This window comes from Stenotrophomonas sp. IS26, assembly GCF_054188265.1.
Map to the genome: position 1 here is coordinate 84,135 of NZ_JBSZJV010000003.1, position 13,128 is coordinate 97,262.

The 13,128-nt window shown below is 64.9% G+C and carries 16 protein-coding genes and 2 pseudogenes; 9 read left to right on the top strand and 9 right to left on the bottom strand.

Annotated features, from left to right (window positions below; all coding sequences use genetic code 11):
* Positions 1-7: 7 nt before the first annotated feature.
* From ACW6W5_RS03955 to ACW6W5_RS03965, 3 genes are read left to right on the top strand one after another with little or no spacing between them, the layout of a single operon-like run.
* Positions 8-1,132 (top strand): Gfo/Idh/MocA family protein, encoded by a 1,125-nt coding sequence (locus tag ACW6W5_RS03955; protein ID WP_152153625.1) that lies wholly within the window; start codon positions 8-10, stop codon positions 1,130-1,132.
* A gap of 19 nt (positions 1,133-1,151) precedes the next feature.
* Positions 1,152-2,018 (top strand): sugar phosphate isomerase/epimerase family protein, encoded by an 867-nt coding sequence (locus ACW6W5_RS03960; protein WP_152153623.1) that lies wholly within the window; start codon positions 1,152-1,154, stop codon positions 2,016-2,018.
* A gap of 18 nt (positions 2,019-2,036) precedes the next feature.
* Entirely contained in the window at positions 2,037-2,333 is a 297-nt protein-coding gene (locus tag ACW6W5_RS03965) for a c-type cytochrome (protein WP_428999843.1), read from the top strand.
* 30 nt (positions 2,334-2,363) lie between these two features.
* Here the strand turns inward: ACW6W5_RS03965 and ACW6W5_RS03970 are convergent, their stop codons facing one another.
* From ACW6W5_RS03970 to ACW6W5_RS03995, 6 genes are all read right to left on the bottom strand, one after another.
* A complete protein-coding gene (locus ACW6W5_RS03970) occupies positions 2,364-3,107 on the bottom strand; it encodes a 3-keto-disaccharide hydrolase (RefSeq protein WP_226956684.1) in 744 nt (247 codons plus the stop codon).
* Positions 3,108-3,121: 14 nt separating this feature from the next.
* Complete coding sequence (locus ACW6W5_RS03975) at positions 3,122-3,697, bottom strand: gluconate 2-dehydrogenase subunit 3 family protein (RefSeq protein WP_152153619.1); 576 nt, start codon at positions 3,695-3,697, stop codon at positions 3,122-3,124.
* On the bottom strand, positions 3,697-5,382 hold the full coding sequence (locus ACW6W5_RS03980; RefSeq protein WP_152153617.1) for a GMC oxidoreductase: 1,686 nt from the start codon (positions 5,380-5,382) through the stop codon (positions 3,697-3,699). Before ACW6W5_RS03980 ends, ACW6W5_RS03975 begins: the two co-directional genes overlap by 1 nt.
* Before the next feature lie 26 nt (positions 5,383-5,408).
* Positions 5,409-6,311, bottom strand: a complete 903-nt coding sequence (locus tag ACW6W5_RS03985) for a hydroxypyruvate isomerase family protein (protein ID WP_193222842.1) — start codon at positions 6,309-6,311, stop codon at positions 5,409-5,411.
* A gap of 235 nt (positions 6,312-6,546) precedes the next feature.
* Positions 6,547-6,840 carry a hypothetical protein gene (locus tag ACW6W5_RS03990; RefSeq protein WP_152153615.1) on the bottom strand — a complete coding sequence of 98 codons (294 nt, stop codon included), beginning with the start codon at positions 6,838-6,840 and terminating at the stop codon, positions 6,547-6,549.
* A gap of 160 nt (positions 6,841-7,000) precedes the next feature.
* Positions 7,001-7,528 (bottom strand): single-stranded DNA-binding protein, encoded by a 528-nt coding sequence (locus ACW6W5_RS03995; protein ID WP_152153612.1) that lies wholly within the window; start codon positions 7,526-7,528, stop codon positions 7,001-7,003.
* 312 nt (positions 7,529-7,840) lie between these two features.
* Between ACW6W5_RS03995 and ACW6W5_RS04000 the strand changes: the two genes are divergently transcribed.
* Positions 7,841-8,872 (top strand): LacI family DNA-binding transcriptional regulator, encoded by a 1,032-nt coding sequence (locus ACW6W5_RS04000; RefSeq protein ID WP_121043266.1) that lies wholly within the window; start codon positions 7,841-7,843, stop codon positions 8,870-8,872.
* Positions 8,873-8,889: 17 nt separating this feature from the next.
* Here ACW6W5_RS04000 and ACW6W5_RS04005 read toward each other — a convergent pair whose 3' ends face one another.
* Complete coding sequence (locus tag ACW6W5_RS04005) at positions 8,890-9,216, bottom strand: hypothetical protein (RefSeq protein ID WP_121043262.1); 327 nt, start codon at positions 9,214-9,216, stop codon at positions 8,890-8,892.
* Positions 9,217-9,328: 112 nt separating this feature from the next.
* Between ACW6W5_RS04005 and ACW6W5_RS04010 the strand changes: the two genes are divergently transcribed.
* The 3 genes and pseudogenes from ACW6W5_RS04010 to ACW6W5_RS04020 form a co-directional block, all read left to right on the top strand.
* Positions 9,329-9,928, top strand: coding sequence for an RNA polymerase sigma factor (locus ACW6W5_RS04010; RefSeq protein WP_152153610.1), 600 nt, complete (start codon positions 9,329-9,331; stop codon positions 9,926-9,928).
* A complete protein-coding gene (locus ACW6W5_RS04015; RefSeq protein ID WP_152153608.1) occupies positions 9,925-10,428 on the top strand; it encodes a hypothetical protein in 504 nt (167 codons plus the stop codon). Before ACW6W5_RS04010 ends, ACW6W5_RS04015 begins: the two co-directional genes overlap by 4 nt.
* Positions 10,338-10,796: pseudogene (locus tag ACW6W5_RS04020) on the top strand (hypothetical protein); the annotation flags it as partial. The gene ACW6W5_RS04015 and the pseudogene ACW6W5_RS04020, both read left to right, overlap by 91 nt.
* Positions 10,797-10,805: 9 nt before the next feature.
* On the opposite strand, the pseudogene ACW6W5_RS04025 reads toward ACW6W5_RS04020, so the two are convergent.
* Positions 10,806-10,925 (bottom strand): annotated as a pseudogene (locus tag ACW6W5_RS04025) (SseB family protein); the annotation flags it as partial.
* A 319-nt stretch (positions 10,926-11,244) separates the two neighbouring features.
* On the opposite strand from ACW6W5_RS04025, the gene ACW6W5_RS04030 reads away from it, so the two are divergent.
* Together ACW6W5_RS04030 and ACW6W5_RS04035 are read left to right on the top strand one after the other, a co-directional pair.
* The gene (locus ACW6W5_RS04030; RefSeq protein ID WP_152153606.1) at positions 11,245-12,225 is read left to right on the top strand and encodes a hypothetical protein; all 981 of its coding nucleotides are present in this window, start codon (positions 11,245-11,247) and stop codon (positions 12,223-12,225) included.
* 11 nt (positions 12,226-12,236) lie between these two features.
* Positions 12,237-12,662: a hypothetical protein gene (locus ACW6W5_RS04035; protein WP_152153605.1), complete on the top strand. Its 426-nt coding sequence runs from the start codon at positions 12,237-12,239 to the stop codon at positions 12,660-12,662.
* Positions 12,663-12,682: 20 nt separating this feature from the next.
* Here the strand turns inward: ACW6W5_RS04035 and ACW6W5_RS04040 are convergent, their stop codons facing one another.
* Positions 12,683-13,075 (bottom strand): SseB family protein, encoded by a 393-nt coding sequence (locus tag ACW6W5_RS04040; RefSeq protein WP_458233616.1) that lies wholly within the window; start codon positions 13,073-13,075, stop codon positions 12,683-12,685.
* Positions 13,076-13,128 lie beyond the last annotated feature (53 nt).

Genomic DNA, 13,128 nt, shown 5'->3' on the forward strand with positions numbered 1-13,128 from the left:
GCACCCGATGCCAACGCTTGGAATCGCCATCATCGGCACCGGCATGATCGGCGCGGTGCATCGTCGCGCGGCGCTGCTGGCGGGAGCGGAAATCCGGGGCGTGGCCGCCTCGTCACCGCAGCGCGCACGCGACGTGGCGCAGGCATGGAATGTCCCGCGCGCCTATCGTGACATCGAAGAGGTGGTCACCGATCCGCAGGTCCACGTGGTGCACGTCTGCACGCCAAACCATCTGCACCGCGCCATGGCGCAGGCGGCGCTGAAAGCGGGCAAGCACGTGATCTGCGAGAAACCGCTGGCCACCACACTGGAGGATGCCCAGGCGCTGGCCGCATTGGCCGCCTCGACCGGGCTGGTCGCCACGGTGCCGTTCGTCTACCGCTACCACCCGGTGGTGCGCGAGGCGCGCGCACGCATCGCGCAGGGCGAGCTGGGCCCGCTGCACCTGATCCACGGCAGCTACCTGCAGGACTGGCTGCTGGACCCGGCCAGCAACAACTGGCGCGTGGACCCGGCGCTGGGCGGCGCGTCGCGCGTGTTCGCCGACATCGGCTCGCACTGGTGCGACCTGGTGGAATGGGTCAGTGGCGAGCGCTTCGTCGACGTCAGTGCGGCATTCGCCACCGTGCTCGCCGAGCGCGGCGCCCTCACCGGCCAGAGCTTCACCACGCCGGCGGCGGGCGGCGCGATGCAGGCCGTATCCAGCGAAGATGTGGCCGCGGCGATGTTCAAGACCGGCGCAGGCACGCTGGCGTCATTGACGGTCAGCCAGGTCTCGGCCGGACGCCACAATCGCCTCTGGTTCGAGATCGACGGCGCCCGGACCAGCGTGGCGTTCAACCAAGAGGACGCCGAACGGCTGTGGATCGGCCGACCCGACCAGCGCGAGGAAACCTTCGTGCGTGGGCCAGGTGCCGGCAGTGCCGAACAACGCCGGCTGTCGGTGTTGCCGCCCGGCCATGCGCAGGGCTACGGCCACTGCTTCGAGGCGTTCGTCGCCGACACCTACCACGCCATCGACGGCGAGCGGCCACAGGGCCTGCCCACCTTCGAGGACGGCCTGCGTTCGGCGTTGATCGTCGACCGCGTGATCGCATCGGCCAGGTCCCGTGCCTGGACCACCATCGGTTGAATCCCGGGAGGATGTGTTGATGAAAATCGCTACGCGCAGGACCACCACCCTCGCACTGCTGCTGCTCGTTGCCCTGCCCGCCTTCGCAGGCGCCCCGGCCGGTCCACAGCAGCCCATCGCAGTGCAGATGTACACGCTGCGCGACGCCGGCACGCTCGACCAGCAGTTGAAGATCGTGCATGACGCGGGCGTCGGCGCGGTGGAGACAGTCGGTACCCAGAATGTCAGCGCCGCCGAACTCAAGCAACTGCTGGACCGCTATTCGATCAAGGCCATTTCCTCCCACGTGCAACTGGCCGATCTGCGCAGCGACCTGGCCGGGGTGGTGGCCTTCAACCGCTCGATCGGAAACACCACTCTGGTGGTGCCGTACCTGGACGAGAAGGATCGGCCGACCGATGCCGCTGGCTGGACCGCACTGGGCCAGGAACTGGGCCGGATCGCGGCTGAGGCAAACATCCAGGGGATGCGATTGGCTTACCACAACCATGACTTCGAGCTGGTCGACTTCAACGGCAAAACCGGCCTGGAACTGCTGTTCGCTGCGGCCGGCCCCGACCTGCAGACCGAGCTGGACCTGGCCTGGGTAGCCCGTGCGGGCCATGACCCGGTGGTGATGCTGGGCAAATTCCGTGGCCACGTGTTCGCGGTACACGCCAAGGACAACGCACCCAAAGGCCAGGCCGAAGACGAGGGCGGCTTCGCCGCTGTTGGCCAGGGCGTGCTGGACTGGAACGCGATCCTGCCTGCCGCCGCGGCGGCGGGCGTGCAGTGGTACATCGTCGAGCACGACCAACCTCGTGATCCGGCCAAGGTCATCAAGACGGGCGCGGACTACCTGCGCCAGCACCTCACCGCTACGTTGCCCGCCAGCGCACCGCGCTAGCCCGCCAAGGAGCCGCACTTGAACAAGATCCTGACGCTGGCCCTGACGCTGATCGGCACGGTGCTGGCCCCCACAGCGTGGTCCAACGATGACCCGGCCGCTGGCGCACAACTCTATGCCGTGCACTGCACGGCCTGCCACGGCGCGAATCGGGCCGGCATTCCGCCGACGTTCCCCGCACTCACCGATGTCGCCAAGCGGTTGCAGCCGGCGCAGATCAAGGAAAAAATCAGCAAGGGCGGCGGCTTGATGCCGCCCTTCTCGCAGCTGTCGCAGCAGGAAATCGACAATCTCGCCAGTTACCTGGCGAAATAAGCGGCCGGCGACCACGCCGGCCGTGTGCCACTACAGCTCGCGCACCCAGATATTGCGGTAGCTGACCTTCGAATCATGTTCCTGCAGGGAGAGCGGCGCGCACGCATGGGGCGAATACGAGGGCGCGCCGATGTACTCGGTCTTGCCCGCCAGCACGGTGTCGTCCTGCACCAGCACGCCGTTGTGCAGGACGGTGATGCGCGCAGGCGATACAAGCCCACCGCCCACTGAGAAGCGCGGTGCCTTCCAGAGGATGTCGTAGGCCTGCCACTCGCCCGGCGCGCGCGAGGCGTTCACCAAGGGCATGGCCTGCTTGTAGATGGCGCCGGCCTGGCCATTGGCATAGGTCGGGTTGTTGTAACTGTCGAGCACCTGCAGCTCATACAGTTCCTGCAGGAAGATGCCGCTGTTGCCCCGGTTCTGGCCATCGAAACCCGTGGTTTCGACGGGCGTACGCCACTCGACATGCAGCTGGACGTCGCAGAAGCGCTGCCGGGTACGGATGCCCTTGCTGCCCGGAACCACCGTGAGCGCGCCATCGGCGACACGCCAGGGCACGCGTCCGCCCTGCTCCGACTCCCAGGCCGAGACATCCTTGCCATCGAACAGCACGATGGCGTCGGACGGCGCCTTTCCCGGCGGGGTGGCCACCGTTGCAGGCACGGGCGTCCATACCTCGGTCTTCGCCGGATCGTGCGCGGGATCGGCACCGGCCTGCGCGAGCGCAGGTGCGGCGACCAGCACGGCGGCGGCGATCAGCACAGGCGTGATCATTCCGTTGCGCTCCATCAGCTGGTCCCCCACGCCGGCGTACCGGGGATATAGGCGAGGTCGCCGTCGTAGCGCCCCGGCACCGCGACGTAGCGCAGCACTTCAGTTGCGCCGACCTTGGAGGTGAAGAAACCGAAGATGGTCAGCTGCTTGAACATCGTGAAGTAATGCGGCATCGGCTCTCCTTCCTCGGCGGTACCGGTCTCGGTGACCTCGACTGCCTGTTTCCTGGCCTCTGTATCCAGCGCGCGCAGCAGCTCGGTGCGTGCCTGCGGCGCGAGCGAGACGAAGCGGCCGCCCGCGCGTTTGTCGATATCGGCCAGGCCGGCGCGGAACGTCGCCTGCTGCCGGGCGGTGTAGCAGTCGCTGACGAACGTCGCCATGAACGCACCGGAGCCTGCGTCTTTCGCCCCCGGCGTTGTCGTCCGCGGCAGGATGGTCTCGGCGATCTCGTCCAGCGTGCCGACATCCGCGTCGGAGAAGCGCGTCTTCGCCCCTGCGGCAGGAGCCTGTGCCTGACCGAGCGCGGGCAGACCGATCATGGCCGCACCGGTGGCGGCGACGATCATCTTCAGCAGTTCGCGACGATCCATCAGAGATTCCCCGCTTTCAGTTCGCGTGCGGCATGGTCGGCGGCCCGCGCCGTCAGCGCCATGTAGGTCAGCGAAGGATTCACGCACGCGCTGGACGTCATGCAGGCACCGTCGGTCACATAGACGTTGGGCGCATCCCAGACCTGGTTGTGCTGGTTCAGCACGGACGTCCTGCGGTCACGGCCCATGCGCGCGGTCCCCATTTCGTGGATGCCCTTGCCTGGCGCGTAGTCATTGTCATGCATCTCCACGTCTTTGACCCCCGCGGCCTCGAGCATCTCGGCAGCATCGGCGGCCATGTCCTGGCGCATGGCCAGTTCGTTGGCGCGCATGGAGACATCCATCGCCAGCACCGGCAGTCCCCACTTGTCCTTGCGGTCGCCGTCCAGGCGGATCGTGTTGTCGTGGTGCGGCAGCATTTCGCCGAAGCCGGTCATGCCGATGCGCCAGTCACCGGGCACGGTCAGCGCCTCCTTCAGGTCGGCACCGATGTTCAGCTCGGCGATCTCGCGCGACCATCCCGTGCGGCTGGCACCGCCCTGGTAGCCGAAGCCACGCAGGTAGCGGCGCTTGTCCGCAGCCACGTTGCGGAAGCGGGGAATGTAGAAGCCGCAGGGACGACGGCCGAAGTAGTACTTGTCCTCATAGCCCTCGACCCGGCCCGAGGCGCCCGCACCGAAATGATGGTCCATCACGTTGTGGCCCAGCTCGCCCGACGATGCGCCCAGCCCGCCATCCCACACATCGGTGGCCGAGTTCATCAGCAGCCAGGTGGAGTTGAAGGAGGACGCATTGAGGAAGATGACCTTGGCCGTGTACTCATAGGTCTGCCCCGTCTCGGCATCGATGACCTCCACCCCGCGCGCACGCTTGCGGTCCTTGTCGTAGAGCACTTCCTTGACGATCGAGAACGGCCGCAACGTCAGGTTGCCCGTCTTCATGGCCGCCGGCAGCGTCGCCGCCTGTGTCGAAAAGTACGCACCGAAGGGACAGCCAAGAATGCACTTGTTGCGGTACTGGCAGTTGACCCGACCCTGCTCGGGCAATGGCTGGGTGATGTTGGCGGTGCGCGAGTGGATCATGTGCCGGGTTCCGCCGAAGGCCTTCCTGATCCGCGCGGCCACGTCCTTCTCGACGATATTGAGCGGAATCGGCGGCAGGAACTGGCCGTCCGGCAGCACATCCAGACCTTCGCGGGTGCCGGCGATGCCGGCGAACTTCTCCACATGGTCGTACCAGGGTGCGATGTCGGCGTACCGGATCGGCCAGTCGGTGGCGATGCCGTCCTTGAGGTTCGCCTCAAAATCCAGGTCGGAGAAGCGATAGCTCTGCCGGCCCCACATCAGCGAACGCCCGCCGACGTGGTAGCCGCGGAACCAGTCGAAGCGCTTGGTCTCGATGTAGGGCGATTCCTGTTCGTCGGCCCACATGCCCTGGAGATTCTCGGCCAGCGCGTAGTCGCGCATCAGCACCGGGAAGGCGGCCTTCATCGCCTGGGTTGGTCGGTTGCGGTGCGGGAAGTCCCACGGTTCCTTCATCGCATTGACGTAGTCCTTCACGTGTTCGATGTTGCGGCCGCGTTCCAGCATCAGGACCTTGAGGCCCTTCTCGGTCAGTTCCTTGGCCGCCCAACCGCCACTGATTCCCGAGCCAACGACGATCGCGTCGTAATGATTGTCTGCCATGGATCTCTCACCTGGTGGATATCGTTTCAGACGTCGCAGAGGCGGATCGCCTCGCGCAGCGAGCCGACGGGATCCGGTGCCGCAGGCATGAATTCCTGCGCCAGATATCCGTCGAAACCGGTGTCGCGGATCGCGCGACAGATGGCGGGGTAATTGAGTTCCTGCTGGTCCCCGATCTCGTGCCGGCCCGGCACGCCCGCCGTGTGGTAATGCTTGAAACAGGCGTGATCCCTGCCGATGGTGGCGATGATGTCGCCCTCCATGATCTGCATGTGATAGATGTCGTAGAGCAGGCCGAAGTGGTCCGAGCCGAGCCGCTGGCACAGCGCCACGCCCCATGCGGAGGTGTCGCACAGGTAGTCGGGATGATCGACCCTGGAGTTCAGCAGCTCCATCACCAGTACGACGTTGCGTTTCTCGGCGTGCCGGAGGATGCGCTTGAGCCCCGCTTCGGCATGGGCCATGCCTTCCTCGGGGTCCATGCCGTTGCGATTGCCGGAGAAGCAGATGAGGTTGCGGTAGCCGGCATCGGCGACCAGATCGATGTGCCGCGTGTAGCGCTCCACCAGTTGGTCGTGGAACTCGCGGCCGGCAAAGCCCTTGGTCAGGCCCAGCTCCGCACCGTTGCACATCGAGCTGTCCACGCCATGGGCCTTCAGCGTGGGCCAGTCCTCCGGGCCGACCAGATCGATGGCAGCGAACCCGATTTCCTTCACCATCCTGCACAGTTGCGCGACCGACTGCTGCGGAAAGGTCCAGCGGGCGACGGAGTGCTTCAGGTTGCCCCTGAGCGGCGCGGCCGCGGCAAACGCCGGCAGCACGCCCGCAGCACCCAAACCAAGGCTCGCGGCGGCCGCCAGGCGCAGTGCATCGCGCCGCGTGAGCCCCGGCCCCGATACCGGCGCCGGTCTGATCGAATGGATGGACATCCGTCTTCCGGCCTCCCAACCGGTATCAAACGCTGACGATCCGTGGCAATGCAATCGATTGCACCATAGAGGAGGAACTGATTTTTTTGCAAGACGCGGTGCACGAAAACGCATGCTGCGGGGCACAACGCGCGTGATGCCTGTCGCCGCGTGCGTGCGATGGGAGGGCGGCGTGCCACGCAATCGCGTTCACCGGGCTGCGGGAGGACAGCGCCGCCGCGCAGCAGGCATCCGATCATCGCCGGCGATGCATCGCCTGGCGCAGCTGCTCCCGCGCCTCCGGGTCGGCCTCGATCATGCGCCGCAGCGAGCGATAGACATACGCGCGGCAGAGCCCCGGCCAGGCGACCAGCAGATAGACCGCGCCGGCGATCAGCAACGCATTGGGTGCCTGCTTCATCAGGCCGGTGTAACCACCGGTCGCGGCCACTGCCAGGATGACCAGCAGGACCCAGCGGAACCAGCGCCAGAACCGCATTCCCCAGTCGACATTGAGCACGTGCTTGAGTTCCTGGTCCGTCAGTCGCATGCCGTCACTCCTCCCTTGAGTTGTGACCCATCGTGCCACGACCAGAGATCGAAGACCGGCGCCAGACCAGCAGGAACCAGAACGTCCCGTGCAGAAAAGAAAAACCCCAGCAAGCACAGTGGCTTGCTGGGGTTCTATTTACACCCGTAAAAATCAGAAATCAGAACGGAATGTCGTCATCCGCGAAGTCGTCCATCGGCGGCGCCGACTGCTGCGGGGCCTGCTGCTGCGGGCGCTGCTGGCCGTAGCCACCACCACCGCCGCCGCGCTGACCGCCACCACCGCCGTACTCCTGGCGCGGGGCCTGCTGGCGCTGCGGACGTTCGCCGCCGGCACCACCGCCACCGCCGCCTTCACGGCCGCCGAGCATCTGCATTTCATCGGCGATGATGTCGGTGGAGTACTTCTCCACGCCATCCTGGCCGGTGTACTTGTCGTAACGCAGGCTGCCTTCGACGTAGACCGAGCTGCCCTTGCGCAGGTATTCACCGGCGATTTCGCCGAGCTTGCCGAAGAACACCACGCGGTGCCATTCGGTACGCTCCTGCTGGTTGCCATCCTTGTCCTTGCGGACGCTGGTGGTGGCCAGGCTGATGCGGGTGATCGCCATACCGCCCTGGGTGTACTTCACGTCCGGGTCGTTGCCGAGGTTGCCGACCAGGATGACTTTATTGATGCCGCGCGCCATAGGGTTGCTCTTCCGTTGTCCGAGGGCAGGCCGCAGTCATATCACAGCCCCGGGCGGGGTGCAGATCTGCCGGGCCACCCTCGGGAGAATTGGGGGGATCCAGATTGCACCATCTTATCATCGCCGCCGTCCCCGACCCTGTCGGAATTCCGCCCGGCAGCGACCGGAAACCTGCTCGAGCCATACCCCGCAAGGGTGACGGCGGTTACACCGGACGCGGCCGGGCCGCGGCCCGCCGGGCCATCCCGCCGCCCGGCCCAGCCCTGGCAGCGCATGGCATGATGTCCCTCCACCGCCTCGCCCCCTGCTGAAATGACCATCCGCGGCAAAGCCACCTCCCTCGATATCGCCCACCTGGCCGGCGTCTCCCAGCCGACGGTGTCGCGGGCGCTGCGTGGCAGCCCGATGGTCAATGCCGAGACCCGCCAGCGGATCCTGGCCATCGCCCGGGAGCTGAACTACAAGGTCGACAAGAACGCCTCCAGCCTGCGCCTGCGCAATGCCGGCACGCTGGCCCTGCTGTTCTTCGAAGACCCCACCAACGACGATTCGCTGATCAACCCGTTCTTCCACGCCATGCTCGGCTCGATCACCCGGGCCTGCGCGCTGCGCGGCTACGACCTGCTGGTCTCCTTCCAGCAGCTGTCCACCGACTGGCAGGCCGATTACGAGGACAGCAACAAGGCCGACGGCATCATCCTGCTGGGCTATGGCGACTACCACGAGTCGCGCGAACGCCTGCAGCGGCTGGTCGAACAAGGTACCCATTTCGTGCGCTGGGGCGCGTCCCTGCCCGACCAGCCCGGCGTCTCGATCGGCAGCGACAATTTCCAGGGCGGGTTCGACATCACCGTCCACCTGCTCGACCAGGGCTGCCGCCGGATCGCCTTCGTCGGTCATGCCTCCAGCCACTACCCCGAATTCGAGCAGCGCTACCGCGGCCACGTGGAGGCGATGCAGGCGCGCGGCCTTACCGCCGAGCCGTCCCTGCAGCACGATGCGATCACCACCGAGCAGTCCGGCTTCGATGCCTGCCAGGCACTGTTGGCGCGCGGCGAGCGTATCGATGGGCTGTGTGCGGCCAGCGACCTGATCGCGATCGGTGCGATGCGCGCCCTGCGCGAGCACGGCCTGCGCGTGCCCGAGGATGTGGCGGTCACCGGCTTCGATGACATCCCGCTGGCCGCCTCGGTCTCCCCACCGCTGTCCACCGTGCAGCAGGACACCAAGCAGGCCGGTCACCTGCTGGTGGAAAAACTGCTGGCGCTGATCGAAGGCCAGCCGGTGGAAGGCCAGAGCATCGCGGTGAAGCAGGTGCTGCGGGACTCCTCGCTGCGCGGCTGAGCGACGCGCGCGCGGCCTTACTTCAGGCGACGATCCAGCACGAAGTACACCACGTTGCCCAGCCCGGTTGCACCGAGCAGCAGGGCGATCGCGCCGGGGGTGACCCGGTCGATACCGAGCAGATCGACCAGGCCGAAGGCCAGCGCCAGGGTCAGCAACACGCAGCCCCAATGCAGCGAGGCCAGCCGCCGCTTGGTGGTGTCGCCGGCCAGCAGCGAGCGCACCAGCTCTTCCGAGCCGCGCGCTTCAACGATCCGGCGGCGCGTGTGGCCATCGACCACGCTCTTGATGGCATACACGATGCCGAGGATCAGGACGACGGGAAGAATCAGGTTGTAATCCATGGGGCGTTCGTTCCATTGAGGAGGGGCTTGTCCACTGAGATACGGCCAGGGCGGAATGGGTTGCACGGATCACGGTTGCAACCGATGGCGCACTCGACGTATCCCTATGGGGATGCGCACCCCGCCGCCCGCCCCTGCCGACTGTCTGGACGCCGACCGGGCACTGGTCGCCGCTATTCTGTCGCGGCAGCCCGGGGCGTTCGAGCAGCTGGTGCAGGCGTATCAAGGGCTGTGCTGGCGCGTGGTCGACCGCATGGTCCGCCACCCCGACGACACCCGCGAGCTGTGCCAGGAAGCCTTCCTGCGCATCCATCAGACGCTGCATCAGTATCGCGGCGAAAGCGCGTTGAAATCCTGGGTGGCACAGGTCGCCTATTCGATCGCCAAGCGCCACCTGGAAGGGCGCCGTATTCCGCTGGTGGAGAACACCGTAAGCGACGACGGCACCGCGTTGATTGATCGGATCGGCGATGGCATCGATCTGGAAGCACGCACCAGCGAGCAGGACATCAACACCCACCTGCACGCGGCGATCAATGCCCTGCCCCCGCTGCAACGCACGCTGCTCACCCTCTATCATCTGGAAGAGATCTCCATCGCCGAGATCGCCATCCTGACCGACCTGGCCGAAGGCACCATCAAGAGCCATCTGTTCCGCAGCCGGAAACGGCTGCGCGAGCTGCTCGAATCCCGTATTGGAGTGCCCGCATGAGCACCGCAGATGATCCCCGTATCGACCCCGAGGAATGGCAGGCACAGGAACGTGGCCTGCGCGCGGCGCTGAGTGGCCAGCGTGCTGCGCCGGACGCCGCCGACTATCTGCGCATCGCCCAGGCCATTGCCTCCGCACCGCAGAGTGGGCCGCCGATGCGCTTCGCCCGTGAGGTCACGCTGCGCATTGCCCGGCATGACGCCGGTATCGAGCGTTGGGTGTCACGGGTATTGCTTGCCTTGTTGGCACTCGCCGTCCTGGCCATCGGGGCGATGTTCGGCCCGGCGTGGTGGGGCGCGATCAAGCAGAGCGCCGGGCCAACGGCATCCGGCTGGCTGCTGGTGGTCGCAGGCTGCGTGGGCGTGTCATGGCTGGCCGGTCGCTGGCGCACACGTGTCCAGAAGCACCCAAGGGCTTCCAGCAACCGCCCTACACCACCTCCACCGAACTGCTCGCCTACATCCGCGCCGAGACCCCGGCCGACCGCCAGCAGCGGGTGACGGACCTGTTCGAGAGAATCAGCTTCTACGACAACCGTGTCCTGACCGCGAGCGCGCAGAAGCGTGCCGATGGAACGTACGACGTCACCTTGAAGCTGCACGCCGATAAGCGCTATGCCGACGGTGACGGCAAGGAGACCGCCGGTGCGATGGACGACTGGATCGAGGTGGGTGTGTTCGCCAATGGACCCTCGGGCAAGGAGCGCGATCAGAAGGTGCTGTACCTGCAGCGCCACCACATTACCGAGGCCAATCCCTCCATCACGGTGACGGTCGAGGGCAAGCCGGATGAAGCGGGCTTCGATCCGTACAACAAACTGATCGACCGGGTGTCGTCGGATAACCGGCGGAAGGTGACCCTGCAGTAAGGTGCAGCGTCAGCGCGGGCCGTCGGCGAAGTCCTTGAGGATTTCGCCGACGCCGGACGGCGAGATTTCAAAGCCCAGCGATGTCCCCGGATTGATCACCACGCCGTAGCCGCCGGGGACGCGCTTGAGGTGGAGGAAATCTCCATCGCGGAAAGCGCCACGCTGTCCGATCTGGTCGAAGGCACCGCCAGCCAACCGGCTTACTGACCCGAGGATGGCGGAGCAAGCGGCTCAAATCCCGATTGGTATTCGGCGTTCGCCTCGCTGTGACTGCACAGACCAGAGCTTGCGGCGCCTGCTGCGGCAACAGGCAGTACTCCGACACCAAGACACTGCTTCACCCCGTACAAACTGTAGCAAAGATCCGATCAATCCACGCTAAGCGCCGAGGCACGATGACAGTGCCGGAGCACGTGGTCTTTGCACAAGACAACAGCCCATCTTGCCCATGAATTGGCAGGCTGAACTGGAAGCTTGGATCGCAGCCCCTTCGTTCGGCAACCTCTCTTCCAAGGAGCTTGCGATGAGGATGTTGATTCGGGTGATTCTATGCCTCTGCATCTATTCAGGCGCGCATCAGGCCGCGTCGGCCCAACAACTGGTGGTGTGCTCAAACTGCACCCAGCCATATGAGTACGAATCTGCCGCAGAAATTGCTCATGGACCACGCAGAGGCTGGGAAAACTATCTTGTGGTAAACCCAAATACATCCAAAGGCATGTTCGCCAGCGTAGTGTACGTGCCGCCCGGCGAGGTACCGATGCATCTGGGGCGCGTACTACCACGCGCAGATGACGATCCGGGTCAATGGATTGTGGTGGTCCCGAAGTCCAGGAAGCCCAGCAGCACTCACTCTACAATGCAAGGAACTGGTGACTTCTCAACGTCATCGTCCGGACTTCATCGTGGCCAGCAACTGCAGCTGGATGCAATCGTCTCTATGTCGAAAGAGTGGGTATTTGTAAAGCCGCAGAACAACAGTGGATACTTCAACAGCTTCAATGACGCGCTCCAGAACATGGCGGCTGTGGATAGCGTCATCAGGATTGGACACACGACTACCAACCCCGCTTGGGTCAACGGTCAAATCAACGGAAACCTGGTCACCAGCTTGTTCCGAGCACTGGAGTCATTTTTCGGCCGCGGGATAGGCGGCTGCCTCCTGATGGACAACGGCGACGTGGCCTGCTGGCAGATAAATGTGCTTGCACCTGGCGCAGCGAGACTTATCGAAGGAACCTCGAAAGATGCGGAAGGAAATGAGCTTCCTGCAAGCGGGGGCCTGCCCAATGGATCAGGCACTGAAGTTAACGTACATCCGAACACTCCGAATCCAGGCTACGTATCCTACGACTGGGGCCAGTATCAGTACCGCTGCGGCCACGTGAACGGAAAGCTCAGTCATTGTGAGTGGATCGCCCCACGCTGAGGCACCATGGAATGAAATCAGTATCGCTACTGCTCGGTTTGATCGCAGGAACCGCACTTGGAGTACTTGCTGGTTTCTGGCTCGGCACCAAGGATCAGCCCAGACCTATCGACACATTCACCAATCAGCTAGCCACGTATGTCAGCTTGCTGTATGGGACTGACGGCACGCCTAAGGATTTGCAGTGGACGCGGGACGCACTCGCCCTGCAGATGGCCAACACGCTTGTACTGGCTGGAAGTCATCCATACGGCGCGGCCATTCCCGGGAATGAAGGCCGCCTCAAGGCTATCGCAGGTCGCGTTCTTGAACAGAACCTGTTGGCGGACGTGAAACAGCAAGATGCGCGTGAATTGGCGTACAGCGTGGCAGTTTGTATTTTGAGGGAGAACCCATCAGATTTCTGCCCTACCCATGCTGATCAGATACCACGGTGACGCTGCCGTAAAACGCAGCTTCAGCGCGGGCCGTCGGCGAAGTCCTTGAGGATTTCGCTGACGCCGGACGGCGAGATTTCAAAGCCCAGCGAGGTCCCCGGATTGATCACCACGCCGTAGCCGCCGGGGACGCGCTTGAGCACCTCCAGCATCAGCATGCGGATGGTGTGCGGGGCCTGCTGGCTGTGGAAACCGACGCGGCTCATATCGGTGAACACCGACACGTGCAACACGCCCTGCTTGTCGAACAGCAGCGGATCGAAACCGCTGCCATCCGGCGTCACCAAGCTGCCGGTGAGCAACACCACCTCCGAGGCGACGAAGGTCTTCATGAACAGGCCGATCGGCAGCTGACCATCCATCGCCGTCTTGAGCAGGGTTTCGATCGGGGTCTGGGGGGCAGCGTCGTTCATGGAATGCGGGGGTATGGGTGGGGGCCGCTAGTGTACCGCCGGGGCTGTGGGGA

What these genes read in the sequence shown, in the direction of transcription:
- ACW6W5_RS03955 (WP_152153625.1), top strand. Translation starts at nt 8, where the DNA reads ATGCCAACGCTTGGAATCGCCATCATCGGCACCGGCATGATCGGCGCG.
- ACW6W5_RS03960 (WP_152153623.1), top strand. Translation starts at nt 1,152, where the DNA reads ATGAAAATCGCTACGCGCAGGACCACCACCCTCGCACTGCTGCTGCTC.
- ACW6W5_RS03970 (WP_226956684.1), bottom strand. Translation starts at nt 3,107, where the DNA reads ATGATCACGCCTGTGCTGATCGCCGCCGCCGTGCTGGTCGCCGCACCT.
- ACW6W5_RS03975 (WP_152153619.1), bottom strand. Translation starts at nt 3,697, where the DNA reads ATGGATCGTCGCGAACTGCTGAAGATGATCGTCGCCGCCACCGGTGCG.
- ACW6W5_RS03980 (WP_152153617.1), bottom strand. Translation starts at nt 5,382, where the DNA reads ATGGCAGACAATCATTACGACGCGATCGTCGTTGGCTCGGGAATCAGT.
- ACW6W5_RS03985 (WP_193222842.1), bottom strand. Translation starts at nt 6,311, where the DNA reads ATGTCCATCCATTCGATCAGACCGGCGCCGGTATCGGGGCCGGGGCTC.
- ACW6W5_RS03990 (WP_152153615.1), bottom strand. Translation starts at nt 6,840, where the DNA reads ATGCGACTGACGGACCAGGAACTCAAGCACGTGCTCAATGTCGACTGG.
- ACW6W5_RS03995 (WP_152153612.1), bottom strand. Translation starts at nt 7,528, where the DNA reads ATGGCGCGCGGCATCAATAAAGTCATCCTGGTCGGCAACCTCGGCAAC.
- ACW6W5_RS04000 (WP_121043266.1), top strand. Translation starts at nt 7,841, where the DNA reads ATGACCATCCGCGGCAAAGCCACCTCCCTCGATATCGCCCACCTGGCC.
- ACW6W5_RS04005 (WP_121043262.1), bottom strand. Translation starts at nt 9,216, where the DNA reads ATGGATTACAACCTGATTCTTCCCGTCGTCCTGATCCTCGGCATCGTG.
- ACW6W5_RS04010 (WP_152153610.1), top strand. Translation starts at nt 9,329, where the DNA reads ATGCGCACCCCGCCGCCCGCCCCTGCCGACTGTCTGGACGCCGACCGG.
- ACW6W5_RS04015 (WP_152153608.1), top strand. Translation starts at nt 9,925, where the DNA reads ATGAGCACCGCAGATGATCCCCGTATCGACCCCGAGGAATGGCAGGCA.
- ACW6W5_RS04030 (WP_152153606.1), top strand. Translation starts at nt 11,245, where the DNA reads ATGAATTGGCAGGCTGAACTGGAAGCTTGGATCGCAGCCCCTTCGTTC.
- ACW6W5_RS04035 (WP_152153605.1), top strand. Translation starts at nt 12,237, where the DNA reads ATGAAATCAGTATCGCTACTGCTCGGTTTGATCGCAGGAACCGCACTT.
- ACW6W5_RS04040 (WP_458233616.1), bottom strand. Translation starts at nt 13,075, where the DNA reads ATGAACGACGCTGCCCCCCAGACCCCGATCGAAACCCTGCTCAAGACG.